We start from the raw sequence: 23,247 nt of genomic DNA, 5'->3' as shown, positions 1-23,247 counted from the left end.
CATGAGCAAGGATCAACTGGATGGCGCATTGGCCGACAAACATGCGCTGGTGACGGGCGCCGGCAGCGGCATTGGCCTCGCTTGCGCGGGCGCCTTGCTGGACGCGGGCGCCAGGGTTACCCTGGCCGGGCGCGATGGCGCGCGGCTGGCGCGCGCGCGCATGCAGCTGGAAGAGGCGGGCCACGCGGGCAGGGTGGCCATCTGCGTGCTCGACGTGGCCGTGGAAGCGTCCGTGCAGGCAGGGTTTGCGCAGGCGGCCGCGCATTTCGGCCGCGTCGATATTCTGGTCAATAACGCGGGCCAGGCGCATGCGGCGCCTTTCGGCAAGACGGACGCCGCCATCTGGCTGCAGATGCTGGCCGTGAACCTGACGGGTGTGTACCACTGCTGCCAGGCGGCCATGCCGGCCATGCTGGAAGCGGGCTGGGGGCGCATCGTCAACGTGGCGTCGACGGCGGGCTTGAAAGGCTATCGCTATGTCAGCGCCTATGTCGCGGCCAAGCATGGCGTGATCGGCCTGACGCGCGCACTGGCGCTGGAAGTGGCGCCGCGCGGCGTCACCGTCAACGCTGTCTGCCCCGGCTACACGGAAACGGACATGGTGGCGCAGGCCGTGCAGAACATCGTGCGCAAGACGGGGCGCGGCGAAGAGGCGGCGCGCGCGGAACTGGCGGCTGGCAATCCGCAGCAGCGGCTGGTGCAGCCGCAGGAAGTGGCCGATGCGGTGGCGTGGCTATGCCTGCCCGCGTCGTCCGCCATGAATGGACAATCGATCGCCGTCGCCGGCGGCGAAGTCATGTAACTGAATGAAGACCATGGATAAAGAACCCGAAAATTTGCACGACGAACCCGTGCTGGACCTGGCCAGCCGGCTGACGCAGGACCACCACCAGTCGCTGAAATTGTGGCTGCGTATGCTCTCGTGTACGGTCAAGATTGAAAACGAGGTGCGCACGCGCTTGCGCGCCACCTTCGGCATCACCTTGCCCCGCTTCGACTTGATGGCGCAGCTCGAGCGCTTTCCCGATGGTTTGCGCATGGGCGAACTGTCCAAGCGCATGATGGTCACGGGCGGCAATATCACGGGCATCACCGACCAGCTGGAGCAGGAAAAACTCGTGGTGCGCGTGGTCGATCCGAAGGACCGCCGTTCGTACAGCGTCAAGCTGACGCCAGCGGGCCGGCGCGCCTTCGACGAGATGGCGCGCGTGCACGAAGGCTGGATCGCCGAACTGCTGCACGGCGTGACGCCGGACGACAAAACCCAGCTGATTGACCTGCTGTCGCACATGAAGCAGCAACTGAATGACACCTCGATAAAGGACTGACCATGCGCCATCTACCCGGCCAGCCGCAAGACCTGCCAGGCAACCGCGCCAGCCTGGCCCATTACGCCGCGCGGCATTTTCTGTTTGCCGTCGACGCAGGCGTTGCCACACTGACCCTGCACCGCCCCGAGCGCAAGAATCCGCTCACTTTTGACTCGTATGCGGAATTGCGCGAGCTGTTTCGCGCGCTGGCCCATGCGGACGACGTCAAGGCCGTCATCATCACGGGCAGCGGCGGCAATTTCTGCTCGGGCGGCGACGTGCACGACATCATCGGCCCGCTGACGAAGCTCGACATGCCTGGCCTGCTGGCGTTTACCCGCATGACGGGCGACGTGGTGAAAGCCATGCGCGCCTGTCCGCAGCCCATCATCGCCGCCATCGACGGCATATGCGCGGGCGCCGGCGCCATGCTGGCGCTGGCTTCCGATATCCGCATCGGCACGGCGCGCAGCAAGACGGCCTTTTTGTTTACCCGCGTGGGCCTGGCCGGCTGCGACATGGGCGCCTGCGCCTTGCTGCCGCGCGTGATTGGCCAGGGCCGCGCCGCCGAGCTGCTGTACACGGGACGCTCCCTGGCCGGCGCCGAGGCCGAGCGCTGGGGCTGGCTCAACCGCTTCGTCGAGCCGGAAGAATTGGCAGAGGCGGCGCAGCTGTTCGCCGCCGGCCTGGCCAGCGGCCCCACGTTCGCGCACGGCATGACGAAAAAAATGCTGCAGCAGGAGTGGAACATGGGCGTCGATGAAGCGATTGAGGCGGAAGCGCAGGCGCAGGCCATTTGCATGGCCACCAACGATTTCCACCGCGCCTATCACGCTTTCGTGGCGAAGGAAAAACCACAATTCGAGGGTAACTGACATGCGTGACATGAGCTATCTGGACTGGCCATTTTTCGAAGCGCATCATGCAAAGCTTGAGTCCGAGCTCGATGCGTGGGCGACGCAGCACCTGGACGATGCCCATGATGCCGATGTCGATGCGGCTTGCCGCGCGCTGGTGGCGCAACTGGGGCAGGGAGGCTGGCTCGCGCATGCCACAAGCGCCGATGGCAAGATCGATACGCGTGCCATTTGCCTGATCCGCGAAACCCTGGCGCGCCACGATGGCCTGGCCGATTTCGCCTTTGCCATGCAGGGACTCGGTTCGGGCGCCATCGGCCTGTTCGGCAGCTTGGACAACAAGGCGCGCTATTTGCCGGACGTAGCCAGCGGCAAGCGCATCGCGGCCTTTGCCCTGTCCGAGCCGCAGGCCGGCTCCGACGTGGCGGCCCTGGTCTGCGCGGCGCGCCGCGACGGCGACGACTACGTGCTCGAGGGCGAAAAGACGTGGATCTCGAACGGCGGCATCGCCGACTTTTACGTGGTGTTTGCCCGCACGGGCGAGGCGCCCGGCGCGCGCGGCATCAGCGCCTTCATCGTCGACGCCGACAATCCCGGCCTGGAAATCGCCGAACGCATCGCCGTGATCGCGCCGCATCCGCTGGCGCGCCTGCGCTTTGCCAATTGCCGCGTGCCCGCGTCGCAGCGCCTCGGCGAAGCGGGGCAGGGCTTCAAGGTGGCTATGGCGACACTCGACGTGTTCCGCACATCGGTGGCCGCCGCCGCCCTGGGCTTTGCGCGGCGCGCGTTCGACGAAGCGCTGCGCCATGCGACGGCGCGCCAGATGTTCGGCCAGACCCTGGCGGACTTCCAGCTGACGCAGGCGAAATTGGCGCAGATGGCCACCGGCATCGACTCTGCCGCCTTGCTCACCTACCGCGCCGCCTGGCAGCGCGACCAGGGCCGCAAGGTGACGAAGGAAGCGGCGATGGCCAAGCTGACGGCCACGGAAACGGCGCAGCAGGTGATCGATGCGGCCGTGCAGCTGTTCGGCGGCATGGGCGTGGTGAGTGGTCATCCGGTCGAGCGCCTGTACCGCGAAATTCGCGCCTTGCGCATCTACGAGGGCGCCAGCGAAGTACAGCAATTGATTATCGCGCGCGAACTGCTGCGCGAGGCGGGAAACGCATGAGCAGCCTGAAGCGCATGAACAACGAGGAAAACAATATGCAAGTGTTACAACCAGCGGGCTGGGCCAGACCGCGCGGCTATGCGAACGGCATCGCCGCCAGCGGGCGCACGGTGTACGTCAGCGGCATGATAGGCTGGGATGCGCAGGGGCAATTCCACACGGACGATTTTGCGGGGCAGGTGCGCCAGGCCTTGCAAAATATCGTCGCCGTGCTGGCCGAGGCGGGCGCCTTGCCCGAACACATCGTGCGCATGAACTGGTATGTACTGGACAAGAAGGAATATGTGGCGGCATATCCACAAATTGGCGTTGCCTACAGGGAAATCATCGGCAAGCATTTCCCGGCCATGACGGCGGTACAGGTGGCGGGACTGATCGAGGACAGAGCGAGAGTTGAGATCGAGGTGACGGCGGTGTTGCCTGGTTGAATTCTTTTTTGTTAATATTGCACTTTTTGCGATAAAATAAGGAATATAAAAACATTATCTGTTATGTTATATTTAGCAACCGGAAAATACACCGGTTCCAAATACTGACAGTCGAGGTAGCAGATGCAAAACAAATTCAGAACGGCAAGTGCCTTCCTGCTGGCGGTGGCTGGCGCGGGTTTCTGCTTGAGTGCGCAGGCCGCCTCTGGGCCTTCGCTGCTGTCTCCTACCTATCAGGGACAGCTGGAAACCTGGCTGGGCGAAGGGCACTTGAAGCTCGATGCGATCTATACCAAGTCGGCAGGCGACACGTCGCTCGACTTTCACAAGGCGTCCGATGGCAAGGGGCGCACTTTTTCCGTCATGGAGGCCACGAATTCATCGGGCAAGACGTGGCTGGTGGGCGGCTATAATCCGCAAAGCTGGAGCTCCACCGATGGCACGCATGTCACCATGGACGACAGCCAGCGTACCGCCTTTCTGTTTAATTTGACGTCAGACTTCATGCTGCCGCAATTGAAGCAGTATTTCAACGGCGACGGTATCGGCAAGGACCAGACCTACAATCAGGCCAACTACGGACCTACTTTTGGCTATGGGCATGATTTGTATGTGCCGCAGGACCTCACGCATGGAGGCAGTTCCTTCCTCTATACCTATAATTATCTGGGCCAGCCATCGACCGGCGTCAGCCTGCTCGACGGTTCCATCTGGCATAGCAATGATGTGACCTTCGGCGCCATCCAGGTATTTTCCATCAGCGCCGTACCGGAACCGGCCACCTATGGGCTGATCCTGGCAGGATTGTTTGTATTGCTGATGCGCCAGCGCGGCAGGGCCACGTCACGCGTTGTGTGAAGTGGCGCCGCCCGCTTGCCACGCTGTCAATGGCAGGCGCTTGCCTGTATAATGCCGCTGCGCGTGTCGCCATCGTACAATGGATAGTACAAGGTCCTCCTAAGACTTAAATGCAGGTTCGATTCCTGCTGGCGACACCACGTTTCCACGCAACGCGCGTCGGCAGCCTGTGATATTCCAGGCGGTAGTTACTGGTCGATGGCGATTGAAGTCCGAGTTATCGGTACAATGCGTGCTTCATTCATCCAATCGGCGGCTGTTTTGCACACCACGCGGTGTGCGCGAGACGGCGCCCGAGCACTCTTACTCATTATGGCTGTCATTTCTCTTTCATCGGCGCAACTTGCGTTCGGTCACGTCGCGCTGCTCGATCACGCGGAATTTTCACTGGAAACCTCGGAGCGGGTCGGCTTGATCGGCCGCAACGGCACGGGTAAATCGTCGCTGTTGAAGGTTATTTCGGGCAAGTTCAAGCTCGATGACGGCTTGTTGGTGATGCAGCAAGGCATCAAGATCGCGTATGTGGAGCAGGAACCGCAATTCGACCCGGAGATGTCCGTGTTCGACGCCGTCGCTTCCGGCATGGGTGAATCGCAGGCGTGGCTGAAGGAGTACGATGCGTTGACCGGTCAGTTTGGCCAGGGCAATGACGACGAACTGATGGAACGCATGCACGACATCCAGGTCAAACTCGATGCGGCCGATGCGTGGAGCTTGCCGAACAAGGTGGAAACTGTGCTCGACCGTTTGAACCTGACGGGCGATATGCTGATGAAAACCCTGTCCGGCGGGATGCAAAAGCGCGTGGCCCTGGCGCGTGCACTGGTGTCGGCGCCCGACGTGCTGCTGCTCGATGAGCCGACCAACCATCTGGACTTCAGCTCCATCCTGTGGCTGGAAGGCTTGTTGCGCGACTTCAAGGGCAGCGTGCTGTTCATTACCCATGACCGCTCCTTCCTCGACAACGTCGCCACGCGCATCATCGAACTCGACCGCGGCCGTTTGCTGTCGTATCCGGGCAACTTCACGGCTTACCAGACCCGCAAGGCGGAGCAGCTGGAAATCGAGGAAGTGGAAAACGCCAAGTTCGACAAGTTCCTGGCGCAGGAAGAAGTGTGGATACGCAAGGGCGTCAAGGCCCGCCGCGTGCGCGACGAAGGCCGCGTGCGCCGCCTGGAAGCGCTGCGCCTGACGCGCAATGCGCGCCGCGAACAGCAGGGGCAAGTGAAACTGGACGTATCGGCCGGCGAACGCTCGGGCAAGATCGTGGCGGACCTGGAAAACGTCTCGAAGATCTATGGCGACAAGGTCATCGTCAAGGATTTCAGCGCCACCATCCTGCGTGGCGACAAGGTCGGCCTGATCGGCGCCAACGGCGCCGGCAAGACCACCTTGCTGAAGATGATCCTGGGTCAGGAAGAGTCGGACACGGGCACCATCCGCCTGGGTACCAAGCTGCAGGTCGCGTATTTCGACCAGATGCGCACGCAGCTGAACGAAGAGGCGAACCTGATGGAAACCATCGCGCCAGGCAGCGACTGGGTCGAGATCAATGGCCAGCGCCGCCACGTGATGACGTATCTGAACGACTTCCTGTTCGCGCCGGAACGTGCCCGCTCGCCCGTCAAGTCGCTGTCTGGTGGCGAGCGCAACCGCTTGCTGCTGGCCCGTCTGTTCGCCAAGCCGGCCAACGTGCTGGTGCTCGATGAGCCGACCAATGACTTGGATATCGATACCCTGGAATTGCTGGAAGAGTTGCTGGAAGAATACACCGGCACCGTCTTCCTCGTCAGCCATGACCGTACCTTCCTCGACAACGTTGTCACGCAAGTGATCGTCGCCGAAGGCGAGGGCAAATGGCGCGAATTCGTCGGTGGCTACACGGATTGGGAGCGCGTGCGCACCTTGCCGATCGCCACGGCGCCCGCCAGCAAGCCGGCCGTGAAGGTCGAAGCCGCCGCGCCGGCCGCCAAGCAGAAAAAGCTCAGCTACAAGGAACAGCGCGAGCTGGAAGAGTTGCCGAAACTGATCGCCAAGCTGGAAGACGAGCAATCGGTGCTGGCCGCCGAACTGTCGCATCCGGACTTCTACAAGAAGACGCCGGCCGAAGGCAAGCGCCTGAACGCGCGCGTGGCCGAGATCGAAGGTGAGCTGCTGGAAGCGTTGGAAAAGTGGGAGCAGATCGAGGCGCGCAGCAATGCCTGATTAGTTTCTTGCATCCTCTGTTGTAATTTAAGTTAGGATTACTTGCCACGGCAACGGTTCTGCTTGATATAATTATATAATTATATTTTTTACATCGGAGGATGCATGTTTGACATCGAAAACACGCGCTCCGGACCACTGCGTCCGGCGCGTGGTTCCACCTCCGGTGCGCATCAGCATGTTTGACCGCGCCGCCTTGCCCCGCGTAGCGCCGTTCCTGGCCTACCTCTCCTTTATCTTTATCGCCGACATGCTGGGCCGGGCGGGCTATGCCGCGCACGATTTGCGCTGGCTGTACGCCGTCAAGATCGGTGTCGTGCTGGGCATGTTGTTGTACTGGCGCCGCAGCTATACGGAACTGGCCTGGGTGCCATTGGGTGCGCGCGCGCTCGCCGTGGCGCTGGCGACCGGCATTGTTGTTTTTCTGCTGTGGATCAACCTGGACGCAGGCTGGATGACGATCGGCAGCGCCGACGGCTTCGATCCCCGCGATGACGGCCGCATCGAGTGGACGCTGGTGGTGCTGCGCATCGCCGGCGCGGCGCTCGTGGTGCCTGTGATGGAAGAGCTGTTCTGGCGCTCCTTCCTGTTGCGCTGGATCGATGCCCCTGACTTTCTGCGGTTCAACCCGCGCCTGGCGAGTGCGAAGGCCTTTGTTATCACCGTGGTACTGTTTGGCTTCGAACACAATTTGTGGCTGGCGGGTATCGTTGCGGGCGCCGCCTATAGCTTGCTGTACATGCGCAGCCAATCGCTATGGTCGCCCATCCTCGCCCATGGCGTGACGAATGGCGTGCTGGGCCTCTGGATTGTTTCCGGTGGACACTGGACTTACTGGTAATATTACCAACTAACTGTTTGCTCTTTCAAAGACAATACCCATGTTGAATTCCTTGCCTCATAGCCCAGCGTCTGCCGGGCAACCCAGAATGCAACGCAACCGATTGGCCCTGGCCATGGTGCGCATCTTGCCCACCTCGCTGATGCTGCTTGGCGGCGCGACCTGCAGCGTACCGGTGTGGGCGGCGATCAGCGACACGATTTCCCCCTTCATTGCGACAACTTATTCATATGATAATAACTTGTTCCGGCTGGACGACAGTGCTGCCGGGTTCGACGGTACGCGTTCCGATACTTCGCGCCAGGTGCAAGCGGGATTTCTGGTTAGGCGGCCGATCGGGCGGCAACTGTTGACGGGCCAGGTAAAGTGGTCGCGCGTCTATTTCGATCACTTTGATCAGCTCGACTATACGGGCAAGGATTATCTCGCCGATCTGGAATGGCATATCGCCAACCATCTCGAAGGCCATGTCGGCGGCAGTTATTCGCAGACCTTGACGCCGTTCAGCGACTTGCAAAGCACGGAGCGCAACCTGCGTACGATACGCCGTGAATATGTCAATGGCGGCTGGCGCTTCCATCCCAGCTGGCGCGTGCGCGGCGGTTTTTCGCGTGACAAATATACCTATGATTCCATCGCGCAGAAAATTTCGGAGCGCCAGGAAGATGCGTACGAGCTCGGCCTTGATTACCTGCCGGCCAGCGAGAGCCGCATCGGGGTCCAGTTGCGCCATCTCAAAGGCACATATCCAAACCGGGCCAGCCTGGCAGCCTTTGGGGTGGAGCAAGGGTATGAACAGGATGAGGTCAAGGCCAATATCTATTGGCGCGTTAGCGGCATTACGCAAGTGCAGTTGCTCGGCGGCTGGGTGAAGCGCAAGAACCAGCTGTTCAGCGGGCGCGATTCCAGTGGCGCCAATGGACGCGTGATCGTGTATTGGGCGCCGCTTGGAAAAGTGCGGTTTACTGGCAGCTTGTGGCATGAGTTTGCCGCTGTGGAAAATTCATTGATTACCAGCAGCTTGAATAACGGCGCCAGCCTGGCGGCGGCCTGGGACATTTCCGCGAAGGTCAGGATGGATGCCCAGGTGCGGCGCGAGAAGCGCGATTTTTCCGCCGCAAGCGGCCTGTCCTTGCCTATCGATGTCAGCGATACGACACGGACCGCGACCGTGGGCCTGACTTATGCGCCACGGCCGAATATCCAGCTGGGCGTAAACGCCTTCCGCGATGCACGCAGAGGCGCTCCGCTCATCAATACCAGCAGTTATCACGCCAACGGCATTTCCTTCAATGCCAGTGCCCAGTTCTGAAGAGCATCATGACGGTTAATGATATACCCTTGATTTCGTTTTTCCAGCGCATACTCGACCCATTGATCATCATGGGCACGCTGTATCTGCTGGCCGCCTTGTCAGGTTCGCCATTTACCGGTTACTCGCTGGTATTGATGATCCTTGCATTCTTTATTTCATCATCCGTATTCCAGTATGTCGATCCCTATCGTACCTGGCGCAGCGGTCGCATGCTGGCCTATGCCCGCGATATTTTTGTCAGCTGGGGCATCACGGCCCTGATCCTGGTATTCCTGGGCTCGGCGACAGGACTGGCGTTTCATTTTGACCGCGAGCTGGTACTGGCCTGGTTCCTGTTGACGCCGTTCATATTGCTGCTCAGCCATCTGGCCGCGCGGCGCATGGTGGCCGATCCCGGGCGCGACAGCGAAGTGCGCTCCGTCGTCATCATCGGTGCCAATGACGCCAGCCTGAAGTTTGCCGCTACCGTCGAGCGTAATCCGAACCTGTTCATGAGCGTGCGCGGTTTTTTTGACGACCGCACCGATGACCGCTGGCCTGAGACGATGCGCGAGCCCATGCTGGGCAGGATGGCCGATATCGCTGCCTATGTGCGCGAACACAATATCAAGATGATATTCATCAGCCAGCCTATTTCAGCCCAGCCGCGCATCCGCAAGATGCTCGATGAACTGCAGGATACGACGGCATCCGTGTATTTCTTGCCGGATATTTATATCTTCGATTTGATGCAGGCGCGCTTCGACAATGTGGGCGGCATGCCGGTGATCGCCATCCGCGAGTCGCCGTTTACCGGTTTTAACAGCATGGTCAAGCGGGGCAGCGACATTGTGTTGGGCTTGTTGATCCAGATCATGCTGCTGCCAGTAATGCTGCTCATCGCCATCGCGGTCAAGGTAACGTCGAAGGGGCCGGTGATTTTCCGCCAACGGCGCTATGGTCTGTATGGCGAAGAAATCATCGTCTATAAATTTCGCTCGATGACGGTCAGCGAAGACGGCGACAAGGTGGTGCAGGCAACCAAGAATGATCAGCGTGTGACGCGCATTGGCGCTTTTCTGCGCCGTAGCTCGCTCGATGAATTGCCACAGTTCATTAATGTTTTGCAGGGACGCATGAGCATAGTCGGCCCCCGCCCACACGCGGTCGCCCATAATGAGCAGTACCGCAAATTAATCAAGGGTTACATGCTGCGCCACAAGGTCAAGCCCGGCATTACGGGCTGGGCCCAGGTCAACGGTTTGCGCGGCGAGACGGAGACCCTGGACAAAATGGAAGCACGCATCCATTTTGACCTCGATTACCTGCGTAACTGGTCGCTGTGGCTCGATTTGTGGATCATCATGCGAACGGTGAAAGTCGTGCTGAAGCGTGACAATGCGCATTGAGTGACAGGCGGAGGGAAAATGATCTGCAATTTAGTTTGCGCTCAATCAATACGCGATAAAATATGTGTAATAGGTAGCGTTGGGCGCAGTCAGGTATAACCCAGGTGGAAGGAAGCTCGGTGATACGCAAACCGTACACGGCAGAGTGCGCTGGCGATGCATGCTCCTGGCAGCTATGGCTACCCATTGGCGGGCAACCTGCCCCATCACTGTTGCTCAGCGGACGTTGTTTGCGACCTGTTGGGCTCTTTAATCGGCCTCATCCTCGCCGTCATACACTGTTAGCGGCCGTAAGCTCAGCCGCTTGTCACCAAGATATATTACGAAGGCCAAGGCGCTATCGCTCTTAAACGATCCACATTGAAGAACATTTTCTTAGTGCAACTTATTTTCTAGTCGACAATGGAAATAGTTGTATTAAAAGCTTCTTAATAGATTTTTAAGCAAATTGTTTCCATTTTGGCTTGCATCTTGTGTATCATATTTACAATATTAATAATTGTTTGCATGGCTTGCTAGTCGCTGGTGGCTTGTGTCATTTTGGTAAAAAATATCTTTTTGCCATCGCGCTGCGTTGCAGTAAATTGCATTTTAAATAATGAATCCGAAGGAGTAATCTTGAATCATTTTCGCAACTATCGTTTGACCATGCCCAAACCGGCCGCCAACACCCGATTGTTGTGCGCGGTGCTGGTCCTTTTTGCTGCTGCCGGATTGTCCGCTTGCGGAGGTAAGGAAAAAAAGGCCGGTCAGGCATTGGCGAGCGTCAACGGCGAGGAAATCACAGTGCTGCAATTGAATGAAGAATTGCAGCGTGCCAATGTTCCTGCGGTACAGCAGGAAGCGGCAAGCAAGCAATTGCTGGAATCGTTGATCGACCGCCAATTATTGCAGAACGAGGCGATCAAGGACAAGGTCGACCGCGATCCGAAGGTCGTGCAAGCCGTTGAGCGGGCCAAGGCGTTGATCGTTGCCCAAGCCTATATGCAAAAACGTATAGGCACCATCAACAAGCCCTCGCCGGCGGAAGTGGAAGATTACTTTAACAAGAATCCACAGTACTTTACCCAGCGCAAGCAGTTCGACATGCGTGAACTGATTATTGCCTCGGCCGACATGAACGACGACTTGAAAAAAGCGATGGATGCGGCGAAAACGCTGGAAGAGGTTGCGGTATGGCTAGATGCCAACAAGGTCAAATATGCCCGTACGCAACTGTCTCGCACCAGTGCTGATCTCGCTCCTGAATTGAGCAGCAAACTGGCCGGGATGCCAAAAGGCCAGTTGTTCATTATCCGCGAAGGTGATCGCACCCTGCTGATTTCCCTGGCCGACATCAAGGATAACCCGGTGACGCTGGCGCAAGCGGCGCCACAGATCGAGCAGTTCCTTTTCAATAAGAAGAACAAGGAAGCAGCGGACGCCGAGTTGAAGCGTTTGCGCGCCAGCGCCAAGATCGAGTATCTGAACAAGACGGACAAGCCGGCTGCGGCGTCCGCCTCAGCCGCTGTTGCCGCTTCGGCGCCAGCGGTGGCGGCGCCAACGGCACCAGCGGCCGACAGTAGCGACGTGAATGCGCGCGGCGTGGCAGGCCTGAAATAAGAGCGGGCAGGGATCTTTCGGATTAACAGAAGTTTTTAAAAGGATAGAGCAAATCATGAAACGACTTGCGATGTGGGCAGCCGCAGTACTGATGGCTTGCAGTGTTGGTGTGGCAGGGGCCGCCGAAGTGTTGCTCGGCGCTGGCGATGTATTGAAAATTTCCGTGTATGGCAGTCCTGACCTGGGTTTGGAAACGCGTGTCAGCGAGGCCGGCAGCATAACCTTCCCGCTCGTTGGCAGTGTTGCCGTAGGGGGGTTGTCCGTTGCCGCTGCAGAAAAGAAACTGGGGCAGGCACTGGAGAGCGGTGGTTTCCTGCGCAAGGCGCAGGTCAATATCATTGTCACTGCCTTGCAAAGTCAGCAAGTTTCCGTGCTGGGGCAAGTAAATCGCCCGGGCCGTTATCCGATTGAAGGCAAGCGCAGTCTGCTCGATATCCTCGCCATGGCTGGCGGCCAGAACACGGATGGAGGTGATGTCGTTAGCCTGATCCGCAAGCGCGGCGGCACAACCACCAAGGAAACCATCGATATCGTCGACATGATGCGCAGTGCCGATCTGGCCCGCGACTTCGACCTGACCGGCAACGATGTGCTGTACGTCGAACGCGCACCGCGTTTCTACATTTACGGCGAAGTACAGCGTCCCGGGGCATTTCGCCTGGAACGTTCGATGACGGTCTTGCAGGCTCTGTCCGTTGGTGGTGGTTTGACGCAGCGCGGTACCGAACGTGGCGTACGCATCAAGCGCCGTGATGCGGCAGGTGTCATGCAAATACTCGACGCCAAGCATGACGACATCATCCAAATCGATGACGTGGTGTATGTCAAAGAAAGCTGGTTCTAAGTTGAGTAGTGCCAGCGCTATGGCCAGGCTGGCTTTGTTTATTAATATGAGAGTTGACCATGAATTTCCACCAGTTTCTACTCGTCTTGCTTGCCCGCAAACGGATTTTACTATTCACTTTGCTTATCACAGTCGGGGCGACGATGGTGGTGAGCCTGTTGTTGCCCAAGACGTATAAAGGCACGGCATCCCTGCTGATCAACTACAAGGGCGTCGATCCCGTCACGGGTCTGGCATTGCCGATGCAGTTGTTGCCAGGTTATATGGCGACGCAAATCGATATTATCAGCAGCAAGAATGTGGCGCTGAAGGTAGTGGATAATCTGCGTCTGGCGGAAAATCCTGCGGTCGTTGCCCAGTTTAATGAAGCCACGCAAGGTAAGGGTACCGTGCGCGATTGGCTGGCGGATCTGCTGCTGGCGAAGCTCGAAATCGTACCGTCGCGCGAAAGCAGCGTGGTCGATATCAGTTTCAAGGGTAACGATCCGCAGTTTGTCGCCGTTATTGCGAATGCATTTGCCGATGAATACCAGAAAACCAGCATTCAGCTGAAAGTCGATCCCTTGAAAAAGGTGGCTGTGTATTTCAATGAGCAAACGAAGCTGCTGCGCGACAGTCTCGAAGTGGCGCAAAGCCGCTTATCGAAGTACCAGCAGGAACATGGCATCGTCAGCGTCGATAACCGTCTTGACGTCGAATCGAACCGCTTGAATGACCTGTCGGCACAGCTCGTGGCTGCACAAGGCCAGGCGATGGAAGCATCCTCGCGTCAGCGCATGGCCGAGGGCAATGCCGGTTCCGATTCGCCGGACGTGGCGTCGAACCCGTTGGTGCAGAATCTGAAGCTGAGTTTGGCAACGGCCGAATCGAAGCTGGCCGAGATGGCGCAGCGCTTGGGGCGCAATCATCCCCAATATGAAAGCCTGAACGCCGAAGTCGAGCGCATGCGCCGGGAACTGGCGGATGGCACGCGCGTGACGTCCAATTCGGTCAGCAAGAATGCCGGGATCCTGCAACAGCGCGAAGGTGCCGTGCGTGCGGCGCTGGCGGCGCAAAAGGACAAGGTTCTGGAATTGAACCGTACCCGCGACGAAATGGGCGTCTTGCAAAAAGATGTGGAAAGCGCACAGCGCGCCTTCGATATCGCCTCGCAACGCTTCTCGCAAACCCGTATTGAGGGGCAATCGGAGCAATCGGATATCTCCTTGCTCAATCCTGCCGTGGCGCCGATCAGGCCGGCCGGCCCGAAAGTGATGTTGAACACGCTGTTGGCCTTGTTCCTGGGCGGCTTGCTGGGCGTGGGGTTTTCCTTGCTGGCCGAGATGCTGGACCGTCGCGTACGTTCAGAAACCGATTTGAGCGATTTGTTGCAGTTGCCTGTACTCGGCTCTATCGACTGGAGCGCGCCGACACGCCCGCGCTTGAACCGCTTCAAATCGTTGTTGCCTCGCAGCTTGCGTCTTAATTAAGTATTGGAAATAATATGAATCCAGCATTGCAACCGCTAGTATCCGCGGCGCCGCGGACAGCCGATTCCAGCATCGGTGGGCTTTTGCTCGCATCAGGCAAGATCACGCCGGAAAGTGCCGAACGTGTTCTGCGCATGCAAAAGGAATTGGGCATCCGTTTTGGCGAAGCTGCCCAGCGCCTCGGTCTGGTGACGGAGGCGGATATCCAGCAAGTCCTCGCGCGCCAGTTCGACTATCCCTATCTGCAACAGGGGGAGGGCAAGTATTCCGACAAGCTGATCGCTGCTTATCAGCCGTTCAGCCCGCAAGTGGAAACGCTGCGCGCCATCCGCAGCCAGCTGATGCTGCGCTGGATGGCGTTGGGCCGCAAATCGCTGGTGGTGGTTGGCGTCAACGATGGCGACGGCACCAGCCTGTTCGCGGCCAACTTGGCCGTGGTGTTTTCCCAATTGGGCGAACAGACTTTGCTGGTCGACGCGAATCTGCGCAACCCGAGCCAGCACGAGATCTTTGGCCTTGCGGGACGCCAGGGCTTGTCGGATATCCTGGCTGGACGTGCCGAGCGCGATGTGATTACGCGCATTGAATCGTTCGTCGACCTGTCCGTGCTGGGCGCCGGCACCTTGCCGCCGAATCCCCAGGAACTGTTGAGCCGTCCAGCGTTTTCTTCCTTGCGCACGGAACTTGAGTCGTCATATGACGTGGTGCTGTATGACTCGGCGGCATTTTCGCTGGGCTCCGACGCTCTGGCGCTTGCCGCCCGGACCGGCGGCGTCCTGCTGGTGGCACGCAAAAATCACACGCCTGTCGGCGACATCAACGCCATGACCGAGCAGATGCTGCACAGCGGTGCACAGGTGATCGGCTCGGTACTGGTCGATTTCTGATGAATACCAGCACTCGGCTGAACCTGGCATCTGCCTTGCCGCGGCGCGACCAGTTGCTGGAATGGTTGCCTATTGTTATTGGTTTTGCGGCGCTGTATATCCCATCATTTTATACCTTGTTTACTGGTATCTGGATGACCGAAGAGCAGGCGCATGGTCCCATTATCCTGGTACTGTCGGTTTGGCTCATCTGGCGCCAACGCGAGCAGATATTGGCTGCTGCCGAGCATGATCGTGCACCTGTAGCCGGCTGGCTGCTTTTTATCGCCGCGCTGCTGATTTATATCGCCGGTCGCTCGCAGCAGATTCTTGCCTTCGAGATTGGCTCATTCGTCATGCTCACGGCATCCATCCTGGTGCTCAAGCTGGGAGTGGGCGCGCTACGCGCCGCCTGGTTCCCATTCTTCTTCATGCTGTTCATGATTCCGTTGCCAAGCTCGGTCGTCAGTACCTTGACGTTGCCAATGAAGATGGCCGTGTCGTATGTGTGCGAGCATATCCTGTTTTGGGCAGGCTATCCGATAGCACGTACAGGTGTGATCCTGCAAATTGGCCAGTATCAGCTGTTGGTCGCCGATGCTTGCGCTGGACTACAAACCTTGCTCACGCTCGAAGCCTTGGGGTTGTTTTACTTGAACCTCGTGCGCCATACCTCGGCTATCCGCAATATCGGTCTGGCGATCCTGATTATCCCTATTTCCTTTACGGCCAATGTCATGCGCGTCATAGCATTGACGTTGATCACTTATTATTTTGGCGATGCGGCAGGGCAGGGTTTCCTGCATGGTTTCGCGGGCATGGTGCTGTTCGTGAGCGCCTTGGTGCTGATATTGAGCCTTGATTCTTTACTGCAATGGATAGCGCGGCAGTGGAACGCCCGAAAGGTGGCATTATGAAGAAGCGTTCGATAATTGGTCTTACCATGGGTGGCCTGATGCTGATCGCTGCCTTGTGCACCAAGGCGGTCACGCCAACATTGCGTCTATCCGATACCCGTCCAAAAATCATTCTCGGCACGGCGATTCCAACGAAGTTTGGCGATTGGCAGGAAGATGCAAGTCAGGTCGCGGCAGTGGTCAATCCCACCACCGTGGCTGAACTTAATAAAATCTACGCTGAAACGTTGTCGCGCACTTATGTTAATCGGCAAGGTAATCGCATCATGTTGTCGATTGCTTATGGCACCGACCAGCGCGATAACTTGTCCGTACATTTTCCAGAAGGTTGTTATGGCGGCCAGGGCTTTGCAGTCGGCCAAACCAGTCAAGTCGTCTTGCCGACGGTCGCAGGAGGTATTGCGACGTCGCGTACAGTGGCAACGCTTAATTCTCGCGTCGAACCTATTACATATTGGGTTGTCGTTGGCGATAAGGCCGTGCCCAATTCGTGGGAAGTCAAAAAAGTCAAACTCGCTTACGCATTGCAGGGGATGATTCCTGATGCGACATTGATGCGCGTGTCGAGTATCGGCGAGGATATCGAACAAGGCTATCAACTGCAGCAATCATTTATAGATCAATTGTTGCAATCCATGCCCCCCGACTTGCGCGGCCATTTTTCTGGTACCTCGCACTAAGGTAATCCTGGCATAGACGCTGTACGCGATTGGCTGGCATAGCTAATCGCTACAGCAGACAGTACTTCTAACGGTTCACATTATTGAGTCCAGCGTACGCGCTGTGTATGGAACACATATGAGTTTTTCTATCCATAAACTGGGGTTGAGGACAGGTAATGCGCGGAATGCGCAGTCCCAGCGTCGCAAGGCCAGGCAGGGCATGCCTGTCTTTACTGCTGTCCTGTTGGCCCTGGCTGGATTAGCGACGGCGCTTTTGCTTGGAATGGTCATCGCCCTGGGAGCGATTCAGCTAACTATCATGTTGGCTGGCTTGCTAATCTTTATACCGATCCTGCTGTTTGTCGATACTAAAAAACTATTGCCGCTATTGTTTATAGTTGTGTTCTTTGTCTCTGGCACGGCACAATATTTTTTCAATCTGCGTCTGGCGACCTGGATGGCCAGTGGCTTGGCTGCGCTCTTCTTCGCCCGGACGATTCTGGAAAAAACACTGGCCAATCATTTGGTCAAGGATCAGTTCGGTGACAGTTTTTCCGGCGCCACGCGTATTGTTGCTGCAGCCTGGATTTATCTGGCGTTCTATGCGTTTAGTATTTTTATGGGCCATGCGTCCACCGTTCAGTTAATTTCCGTCCTACGCTTCTGTTTGCCCATGTTTGGCGTTCTTTTTGCCATGTACTGGTTTCAATGGTCTGATCGGCGTTTGCTTGTACTGTGGGGAGCGATCGTGGTGATTGCGGTGGCACAGTTGCCATTGGCTCTGTACCAGCATTTTTTTAATATAGCGTCCATGGGCTGGGATAGCGTAGTGGGTTCTTTCGGTGGCAACATGAGCCCAGTACTGGTGCTGTTTACAGTTGTGGCGATGCTCTACGTGCTAGCGCGGTGGGTACAAGGCATCACTCCGGTTTCGCATGTGGTTGGCATGTTCATCATTGGCCTGGCTATTATTCTGCTGGGCGAAGTGAAGGCGGTCTTTATTTGGTTGCCCCTTGGCGTGTTCTGGGTGGTGCGGCGTAAGGTTTTGAAAAATATCCTGGTTTTCGTTATGTTCGTGGCGTTGATGTGCAGTATTAGCTCTGGCATCTTCATGGCTTATCACGCCTTGTACTGGGGGAGCCATACGAAAACCGACACCATGGAAGAAAAGGTCAACAGTGTCGGTGGCTATGTGGTGGATCCCAATGGCATCAATTATGTTACAGGGGAAATTAGTCGCGGCGCGTCGTTGGCGCTGTGGTATCAGGATCCGGTTCCGACTATCCAGGAACGCTTGATTGGTTATGGCCCCAGCGCAAGTTCAACGAGTCAGAACGTTGGGCGTGGCTATGTCGCGGCACGTTATCGTAATTTGCAAATTGGCGCAACTGGACTGGCGAGCTTGCTTTGGGATGTGGGCATACTGGGAACTTTGGTTTATCTTTCCATTTTCATATTGGGGATACGGCAAGGCGCACGGTATGTGGCGCACAGCCAAGCCGGTCCCGAGCGCCTGGCGATGGCTGATGCCAGTACTGTGACCCTGATATTGCTTGTCAGTACGCTGATCTACAATCGGACCATGATTGATGAACCCTCCATACAGTTGCTGTGCTATTTTTCGCTAGGCTGTATCGTTCAATTTTCTCGGTATGGCAAGCCTGCAGCTGATTCGGCGAAGCTGCCTCCCCAGCGCACCCCGGGCCACACCCCGCATGGCGTTCTGGCATGACTGTATCGAGCAAGGTATTTAATAACCTGGTCAAAAATAGCTCCATGATGTTCTTGCTGAATGTAGCTGGAGCCGGAGTGAGCGTTATTACCATTCCTGTCATGCTTGCCATTGTGGGCGTGGAGTCATATGGTCATTTGGTACTTGTGCAATCGATCGCTCTGGCGGTATTTACCGTCTGCGGATTTCAGTACTGGCAAGGCATGCTGGTAGCCATGCCGGGGCATAAAATTGATGCCGCCACCTTGCGTGTTGCCGTTGTAAGAAGCCTACGCTATGAAATGCTCGCGATGGCTGCTGTAATACTGGTGGTGGCGGGGCTGACTCTGTTTTCCTTGCCCCAATTGAAAGAGTTTTCCACTGTAAATTTATTGTTACTATCCCTGGCTGCGGTTTTTCCCGTCATTGGTACCCATACCGCATACTTCCGGTTGGTCAATCAATACAAGGTGTTGATGTATGCGGGTTTCCTGGCCAATTTACTCAAGCTACTTGTATTGGTCGTAGTGTCCCGGTATCAGCCCACGCTGTCGAGTATGGTGCTGGCCTATACACTGCCGGAGGTCATTCGGTGTGTGGTGTTGTTTGTGCTGATTTTTCGCAATCGTAGCGGCATTGACGGTGCCTTGCCCTGCACTGATTTGCGCCCGGCACGCCTGATCGAGGCGGGGAAATGGGGTACCTTGCAGGCGATCTGTGATTTACCTGTGGCGCAACTCGACCGTATCATCATTGGATTGACACTGCCGGGTTACAACCTGGGCGTTTTCAGTATCTTGAAGCGTATCTATTCGCTGGTCAATATGGCCACGGCGCCATTTTATTCGACATCGATTCCCGAGTTTGCTGCCTGTGCCAATGCAGGCGATCTGAAGGGGGCGTTCGAATTGTGGATCAAGACGATGAAGATGCTGTTTGTGGTAACTGCTTCTGCTGGTGCCATCTGTTATTTGAGTAAATTTATCTGGATGCCATTGGTCTTTCCTGTACTGCAAGATTATGTGCTGGAGTTCGCAGTGGTTCTCTTGACGGCTGTGATGGCTGGCACTTTCGTGACAACGCATTCGTTTTACTGGGCGTTGGGAAAGCTGCGCCAATCGACGATTATCTCAGTAGGCACAAATCTTCTGTATTTGTTGGAGTTGTCAATATTGACGATGTATTTTGGCCTGTTTGGTGCGGTACTTTCCTTTCTGATTCACGTCACATTCGTCGCTGCAATCAAAATTATCTTGCTACGAAAAATTGCTCTGAGAAATCAATGATTCCTAAAGTTATACATTACTGTTGGTTTGGCCGTGGTGAGATGAGTGTACTGCACCGTCGCTGTGTTGAGTCATGGAAAAAATATTGTCCAGAATATGAGTTGAAATTATGGAATGAGGACAATGCCAATATCGACAATGATTATTGTCGAGAGGCCATCATTCAAAAAAAATGGGCTTTCGTTGCCGATTGGGTACGTTTTGACGTATTGTCCAAATATGGTGGTATCTACCTCGATACGGATCTGGAGTTGATTACTTCACTCGATCTTGTGCTGAACTTGCATGGATGCCTGATGGCCCGCGAAACCTGCAAGGACGTGGGGGCGGGTTATGGTACCGGGTTTCTCGCATGCGAAGCCGGCAATCCTGTGATGATGACTGCCCGTGAACTGATTTTGGGTGAATTGATAAAACAGCGGCTCTTTGCCACATCACCGGTGGTGCTGAAAAAAGCGGTGGAGCTTGATCTCGGCGGGAATAGCACGCAATTGGATCCAGTTACTTTTTATCCGTTTAATCCATATGATCGCAGTAATTCGCAGAACGCCATGCAGTTGATGTACAGCGATATTACCGCTCAGACTATTGGCATCCATCACTATGGTTTGAAAGCATCATGGGTGGACAGCCGCGTTAAACGGCTGATCTTCAAGATAGTCAAACGCATGGCGCTGCAGCGTCGTTGGGATATTTCCTTTAAGCCATTTGACCACGTAAACAGTATTACTCATACAGCTTAACGACACTAGGCCATATTTCTATATTTGTTCTGAAAGTAATAATGGACGTTGTAAGTTTTTTGCCTGCCGTGGCGAGTCTGCTGCTGGCATTATTTTGTTGTGCTCTCATTGTTAAAAAATGGGGGGCACCACCACTTGCCGGACGCTATGGAGCGATCGACGGCTTGCGTGGTTACCTGGCATTTTTTGTCTTCCTGCACCATGCTTGCATATGGTACTTTTATGTGCGCTACGGTGCATGGAACGTACCGCCATCACCGCTCTATACAAATTTTGGACATGCCAGCGTTGCCATGTTTTTCATGATTACTGGTTTCTTGTTTTATGCAAAACTACTCGCTGCACGTGGTCGGGGAGTAGACTGGGGGAAACTGTATATTTCCCGGATTTTGCGCCTGACACCGCTGTATCTGTTTGCCATGGTGCTCTTGTTTATAACGGTCGCTTGTCTTTCTGGTTTTCGCATGCAGGAAACATTGCCCACGTTATTGAAGCATGCCGCACAATGGTTGATGTTTACCGCGCTGGAGGCGCCAGACCTGAACGGTATTAAAAATACCACTCATATTATGGCTGGCGTCACATGGTCGCTGCCATACGAATGGCTGTTTTATCTTCTGTTACCATTATTGGCCTTACCCCTGCGCATCATGCCGCCGTGGCCGTATTTGCTGGCAAGTATCTTGGTATTTTTGACTGTGCTGGCAGCTGCGATAATAAGGCAGGCCCCTGTACATCACTTTTTGGCATTCTTGGCGGGAATGATTGCTGCCGTGTTAGTTCTTTTACCTACCTTTTGCCGATTTTGTGCAAGCCGGCTTGCAAGCATTCTCACCGTTGTATGTATCGGAACCGCTTGCCTGGCCTTTGCTTCCGCGCATGAAATTGGATCATTATTGCTTCTATCCATCGCCTTTGCCATGATTGCGGGCGGGACCAGCATATTTGGCACGCTGCATACTGCCGTATCACGCACTTTCGGTGAATTCGCATATAGCATTTACTTGCTGCATGGTTTGTTGCTGTTCGTGACGTTTCATTTTGTAATCGGTCGCGAACATGCCATGACATTTTCTCCCTTGTTGCATTGGTCGGTCATCTTGTTGTTGACTCCGGTACTGATATGTATTTGCTTCATGACATTTAAACTCATCGAGCAGCCGGGTATGCGACACGTCAATGCAGTGGCAGCATATTTTCGCCGGGTATCCCGTCATGCCAAATCAAGTGTCTGAGGCGCTTACCGCAAAAGCACGGCCGACGCCCGCTACCAATTGAATCGCGTTTGACCCGTCTTGGACAAAGCAGTTGGCCGATAGTGGGTGGCGTGCCGCCCTGATGGCCAACGTATCGTTGCCGATGTCCCTGCTTGCAAGGCTCGGAATGCCTGCAGCTTGAGAGGCGAATTTTTTTAACCTTCGTTAGTCGAGCTAGTCTATGCAGAGAATTCCTTCGAATACGTCAATTTGGCTCAACGTAATGCGTGCGTTGGCTGCCCAAGCTGTTGTTATCGGGCATGCCAATTACCTCTTCTTTGACCATGCGGAAGGCACAGGTGGTGCGCTTGCATGGCTGGTGGGCCTGTGCAGTTCCGGAGCCCACAAAGCGGTCATCATGTTTTTTGTCATGAGTGGTTTCCTGATTGGCGGGCCAGTCATCGAGGCAATGCGATCACAACGCTTCGATTCGTTCAAGTATTTCATCGATAGATTGACCCGATTGTGGATAGTGATCCTTCCCGCCTTATTAATGACAGCCTTGCTCGATGGACTGGCCTTCAGCTACGGTGGAGGAGAAGCTTTGCTGGCCAGCCGCACTCCATTTTTTCCTGAGTGGTGGAGCAGCTTGGAACCGGATTCTATCAAGACATTTGTACTAAATGCATTCTTCATGCAAATGATTATCGGTTTTCAGTATGGGACGAATCTTTCGCTATGGAGTATTTCCAATGAATTCTGGTATTACCTCTTATTGCCGGCGGCCTTCGGTATATTTGTTTTCAAGAGAAATACAAAAGTTTTATGCGTGCTTTTGACTCTTTTTATCGGTTTTCTTTTTATTTATTCGACAAAGCCAAATGATGAGGGGAGGCCGTTGACTTATTTTATGATGTTTGTAATTTGGATGATGGGGGCGGCTGCTTATTGTTTTTACGAAAATATACGGCGGCGTTACCTCGCGGCTTTTTTTCTTGTTGTCGCATTTTTTATGTTTATTGTTTTTAAACGTATTTACCCAGACGCCCTTGGTTATGATTTTGCGCTTGGTTTTTTTACGGTTTTTCTTATTATGATATCAAAGGATATTCCTGCAAATTATCTGAAAAGAATATCCGATTTTTTTTCCGGCTACAGCTTTTCTTTGTATGCACTACACCTGCCATTGACTTTTTTCCTCATGAGTTTCGATCCTCAGCTGGCGTTGCCACAGCCTATTCGCTACGATACGGTGCTGCGTTTCACGCTGTATCTGTTAGCCATTAATGGTGCATCGATTCTCCTATGGGCCCTAACCGAGCGGCACACGGCTGCGGTGAGACGGTTTGTGTTTGCAAAACTGATAACCCCGCGCGTTGCCTAAGATTGGATATGTGCTCTTTTCATATTTTATGCTCTCAGAGTATGTGGTTAGTCGCTGTGGAATATGTGGTGAAATATGTAAACATTTTCATTAAGTTATCATTTTCCATTCGCCGCATTTAATTTATCTTGAAATATTTCATCAGAAATAAAATTTTCTTATAATGTTTTGTTTGTTGCAATTGTTGTGCTGAA

At 55.4% G+C, this 23,247-nt stretch carries 21 protein-coding genes and 1 tRNA gene; all 22 read left to right on the top strand.

What is annotated here, in order from left to right:
- Position 1: 1 nt before the first annotated feature.
- Positions 2-802, top strand: a complete 801-nt coding sequence (locus V3C40_RS10675) for an SDR family NAD(P)-dependent oxidoreductase (RefSeq protein WP_331777399.1) — start codon at positions 2-4, stop codon at positions 800-802.
- Positions 803-815: 13 nt separating this feature from the next.
- On the top strand, positions 816-1,328 hold the full coding sequence (locus tag V3C40_RS10670; protein ID WP_034751704.1) for a MarR family winged helix-turn-helix transcriptional regulator: 513 nt from the start codon (positions 816-818) through the stop codon (positions 1,326-1,328).
- Positions 1,329-1,330: 2 nt separating this feature from the next.
- Positions 1,331-2,185 carry an enoyl-CoA hydratase family protein gene (locus tag V3C40_RS10665; protein WP_331777398.1) on the top strand — a complete coding sequence of 285 codons (855 nt, stop codon included), beginning with the start codon at positions 1,331-1,333 and terminating at the stop codon, positions 2,183-2,185.
- A 1-nt stretch (position 2,186) separates the two neighbouring features.
- Positions 2,187-3,338, top strand: a complete 1,152-nt coding sequence (locus tag V3C40_RS10660) for an acyl-CoA dehydrogenase family protein (protein ID WP_331777397.1) — start codon at positions 2,187-2,189, stop codon at positions 3,336-3,338.
- Positions 3,339-3,373: 35 nt separating this feature from the next.
- Positions 3,374-3,766 (top strand): RidA family protein, encoded by a 393-nt coding sequence (locus V3C40_RS10655; RefSeq protein WP_070303994.1) that lies wholly within the window; start codon positions 3,374-3,376, stop codon positions 3,764-3,766.
- 123 nt (positions 3,767-3,889) lie between these two features.
- Positions 3,890-4,624 carry a PEP_CTERM-anchored TLD domain-containing protein gene (locus V3C40_RS10650; protein WP_331777396.1) on the top strand — a complete coding sequence of 245 codons (735 nt, stop codon included), beginning with the start codon at positions 3,890-3,892 and terminating at the stop codon, positions 4,622-4,624.
- Between the two features lie 65 nt (positions 4,625-4,689).
- Positions 4,690-4,764 (top strand) — tRNA-Arg (locus tag V3C40_RS10645).
- Positions 4,765-4,936: 172 nt separating this feature from the next.
- Positions 4,937-6,829 (top strand): ATP-binding cassette domain-containing protein, encoded by a 1,893-nt coding sequence (locus V3C40_RS10640; RefSeq protein WP_034751693.1) that lies wholly within the window; start codon positions 4,937-4,939, stop codon positions 6,827-6,829.
- 151 nt (positions 6,830-6,980) lie between these two features.
- Positions 6,981-7,670 (top strand): CAAX prenyl protease-related protein, encoded by a 690-nt coding sequence (locus V3C40_RS10635; protein WP_235194221.1) that lies wholly within the window; start codon positions 6,981-6,983, stop codon positions 7,668-7,670.
- 88 nt (positions 7,671-7,758) lie between these two features.
- Positions 7,759-8,982: an XrtB/PEP-CTERM-associated polysaccharide biosynthesis outer membrane protein EpsL gene (epsL, locus tag V3C40_RS10630; RefSeq protein ID WP_331777395.1), complete on the top strand. Its 1,224-nt coding sequence runs from the start codon at positions 7,759-7,761 to the stop codon at positions 8,980-8,982.
- Positions 8,983-8,990: 8 nt separating this feature from the next.
- Positions 8,991-10,373 (top strand): undecaprenyl-phosphate glucose phosphotransferase, encoded by a 1,383-nt coding sequence (locus V3C40_RS10625; protein ID WP_034751688.1) that lies wholly within the window; start codon positions 8,991-8,993, stop codon positions 10,371-10,373.
- Positions 10,374-10,991: 618 nt separating this feature from the next.
- Positions 10,992-11,975: an EpsD family peptidyl-prolyl cis-trans isomerase gene (locus V3C40_RS10620; protein WP_419177876.1), complete on the top strand. Its 984-nt coding sequence runs from the start codon at positions 10,992-10,994 to the stop codon at positions 11,973-11,975.
- Positions 11,976-12,030: 55 nt separating this feature from the next.
- Positions 12,031-12,819: a polysaccharide export protein EpsE gene (gene epsE, locus V3C40_RS10615; RefSeq protein WP_034751685.1), complete on the top strand. Its 789-nt coding sequence runs from the start codon at positions 12,031-12,033 to the stop codon at positions 12,817-12,819.
- Positions 12,820-12,878: 59 nt separating this feature from the next.
- Positions 12,879-14,288, top strand: a complete 1,410-nt coding sequence (gene epsF, locus V3C40_RS10610; RefSeq protein ID WP_034751682.1) for a chain length determinant protein EpsF — start codon at positions 12,879-12,881, stop codon at positions 14,286-14,288.
- Positions 14,289-14,302: 14 nt separating this feature from the next.
- Positions 14,303-15,175, top strand: a complete 873-nt coding sequence (gene epsG, locus V3C40_RS10605; RefSeq protein ID WP_034751679.1) for a chain length determinant protein tyrosine kinase EpsG — start codon at positions 14,303-14,305, stop codon at positions 15,173-15,175.
- On the top strand, positions 15,175-16,071 hold the full coding sequence (gene xrtB / locus V3C40_RS10600; RefSeq protein WP_034751676.1) for an exosortase B: 897 nt from the start codon (positions 15,175-15,177) through the stop codon (positions 16,069-16,071). The genes epsG and xrtB overlap by 1 nt, the downstream gene beginning before the upstream one ends.
- A complete protein-coding gene (gene epsI, locus V3C40_RS10595) occupies positions 16,068-16,751 on the top strand; it encodes an exosortase-associated protein EpsI, B-type (protein WP_034751674.1) in 684 nt (227 codons plus the stop codon). The genes xrtB and epsI overlap by 4 nt, the downstream gene beginning before the upstream one ends.
- 118 nt (positions 16,752-16,869) lie before the next feature.
- A complete protein-coding gene (locus tag V3C40_RS10590; RefSeq protein ID WP_331777394.1) occupies positions 16,870-18,465 on the top strand; it encodes a hypothetical protein in 1,596 nt (531 codons plus the stop codon).
- On the top strand, positions 18,462-19,730 hold the full coding sequence (locus V3C40_RS10585) for a lipopolysaccharide biosynthesis protein (RefSeq protein ID WP_034751668.1): 1,269 nt from the start codon (positions 18,462-18,464) through the stop codon (positions 19,728-19,730). The genes V3C40_RS10590 and V3C40_RS10585 overlap by 4 nt, the downstream gene beginning before the upstream one ends.
- Positions 19,727-20,473, top strand: coding sequence for a glycosyltransferase family 32 protein (locus V3C40_RS10580; RefSeq protein WP_072454473.1), 747 nt, complete (start codon positions 19,727-19,729; stop codon positions 20,471-20,473). Before V3C40_RS10585 ends, V3C40_RS10580 begins: the two co-directional genes overlap by 4 nt.
- A 41-nt stretch (positions 20,474-20,514) precedes the next feature.
- The gene (locus tag V3C40_RS10575) at positions 20,515-21,708 is read left to right on the top strand and encodes an acyltransferase family protein (protein WP_331777393.1); all 1,194 of its coding nucleotides are present in this window, start codon (positions 20,515-20,517) and stop codon (positions 21,706-21,708) included.
- A 202-nt stretch (positions 21,709-21,910) separates the two neighbouring features.
- Positions 21,911-23,053, top strand: coding sequence for an acyltransferase family protein (locus V3C40_RS10570; protein ID WP_331777392.1), 1,143 nt, complete (start codon positions 21,911-21,913; stop codon positions 23,051-23,053).
- Positions 23,054-23,247 lie beyond the last annotated feature (194 nt).

The sequence above is a fragment of the Janthinobacterium sp. LS2A genome (genome assembly GCF_036543145.1).
Lineage (GTDB): Bacteria > Pseudomonadota > Gammaproteobacteria > Burkholderiales > Burkholderiaceae_D > Janthinobacterium > Janthinobacterium aestuarii.
Note: the sequence above shows the minus strand (reverse complement) of the source record. Positions and strands in the feature narration are given on the sequence as shown.

What these genes read in the sequence shown, in the direction of transcription:
- epsE (WP_034751685.1), top strand. Translation starts at nt 12,031, where the DNA reads ATGAAACGACTTGCGATGTGGGCAGCCGCAGTACTGATGGCTTGCAGT.
- epsF (WP_034751682.1), top strand. Translation starts at nt 12,879, where the DNA reads ATGAATTTCCACCAGTTTCTACTCGTCTTGCTTGCCCGCAAACGGATT.
- V3C40_RS10650 (WP_331777396.1), top strand. Translation starts at nt 3,890, where the DNA reads ATGCAAAACAAATTCAGAACGGCAAGTGCCTTCCTGCTGGCGGTGGCT.
- epsI (WP_034751674.1), top strand. Translation starts at nt 16,068, where the DNA reads ATGAAGAAGCGTTCGATAATTGGTCTTACCATGGGTGGCCTGATGCTG.
- epsL (WP_331777395.1), top strand. Translation starts at nt 7,759, where the DNA reads ATGCAACGCAACCGATTGGCCCTGGCCATGGTGCGCATCTTGCCCACC.
- xrtB (WP_034751676.1), top strand. Translation starts at nt 15,175, where the DNA reads ATGAATACCAGCACTCGGCTGAACCTGGCATCTGCCTTGCCGCGGCGC.
- V3C40_RS10675 (WP_331777399.1), top strand. Translation starts at nt 2, where the DNA reads ATGAGCAAGGATCAACTGGATGGCGCATTGGCCGACAAACATGCGCTG.
- V3C40_RS10575 (WP_331777393.1), top strand. Translation starts at nt 20,515, where the DNA reads ATGGACGTTGTAAGTTTTTTGCCTGCCGTGGCGAGTCTGCTGCTGGCA.
- V3C40_RS10655 (WP_070303994.1), top strand. Translation starts at nt 3,374, where the DNA reads ATGCAAGTGTTACAACCAGCGGGCTGGGCCAGACCGCGCGGCTATGCG.
- V3C40_RS10585 (WP_034751668.1), top strand. Translation starts at nt 18,462, where the DNA reads ATGACTGTATCGAGCAAGGTATTTAATAACCTGGTCAAAAATAGCTCC.
- V3C40_RS10590 (WP_331777394.1), top strand. Translation starts at nt 16,870, where the DNA reads ATGAGTTTTTCTATCCATAAACTGGGGTTGAGGACAGGTAATGCGCGG.
- V3C40_RS10665 (WP_331777398.1), top strand. Translation starts at nt 1,331, where the DNA reads ATGCGCCATCTACCCGGCCAGCCGCAAGACCTGCCAGGCAACCGCGCC.
- V3C40_RS10580 (WP_072454473.1), top strand. Translation starts at nt 19,727, where the DNA reads ATGATTCCTAAAGTTATACATTACTGTTGGTTTGGCCGTGGTGAGATG.
- V3C40_RS10570 (WP_331777392.1), top strand. Translation starts at nt 21,911, where the DNA reads ATGCAGAGAATTCCTTCGAATACGTCAATTTGGCTCAACGTAATGCGT.
- V3C40_RS10660 (WP_331777397.1), top strand. Translation starts at nt 2,187, where the DNA reads ATGCGTGACATGAGCTATCTGGACTGGCCATTTTTCGAAGCGCATCAT.
- epsG (WP_034751679.1), top strand. Translation starts at nt 14,303, where the DNA reads ATGAATCCAGCATTGCAACCGCTAGTATCCGCGGCGCCGCGGACAGCC.
- V3C40_RS10670 (WP_034751704.1), top strand. Translation starts at nt 816, where the DNA reads ATGGATAAAGAACCCGAAAATTTGCACGACGAACCCGTGCTGGACCTG.
- V3C40_RS10625 (WP_034751688.1), top strand. Translation starts at nt 8,991, where the DNA reads ATGACGGTTAATGATATACCCTTGATTTCGTTTTTCCAGCGCATACTC.
- V3C40_RS10640 (WP_034751693.1), top strand. Translation starts at nt 4,937, where the DNA reads ATGGCTGTCATTTCTCTTTCATCGGCGCAACTTGCGTTCGGTCACGTC.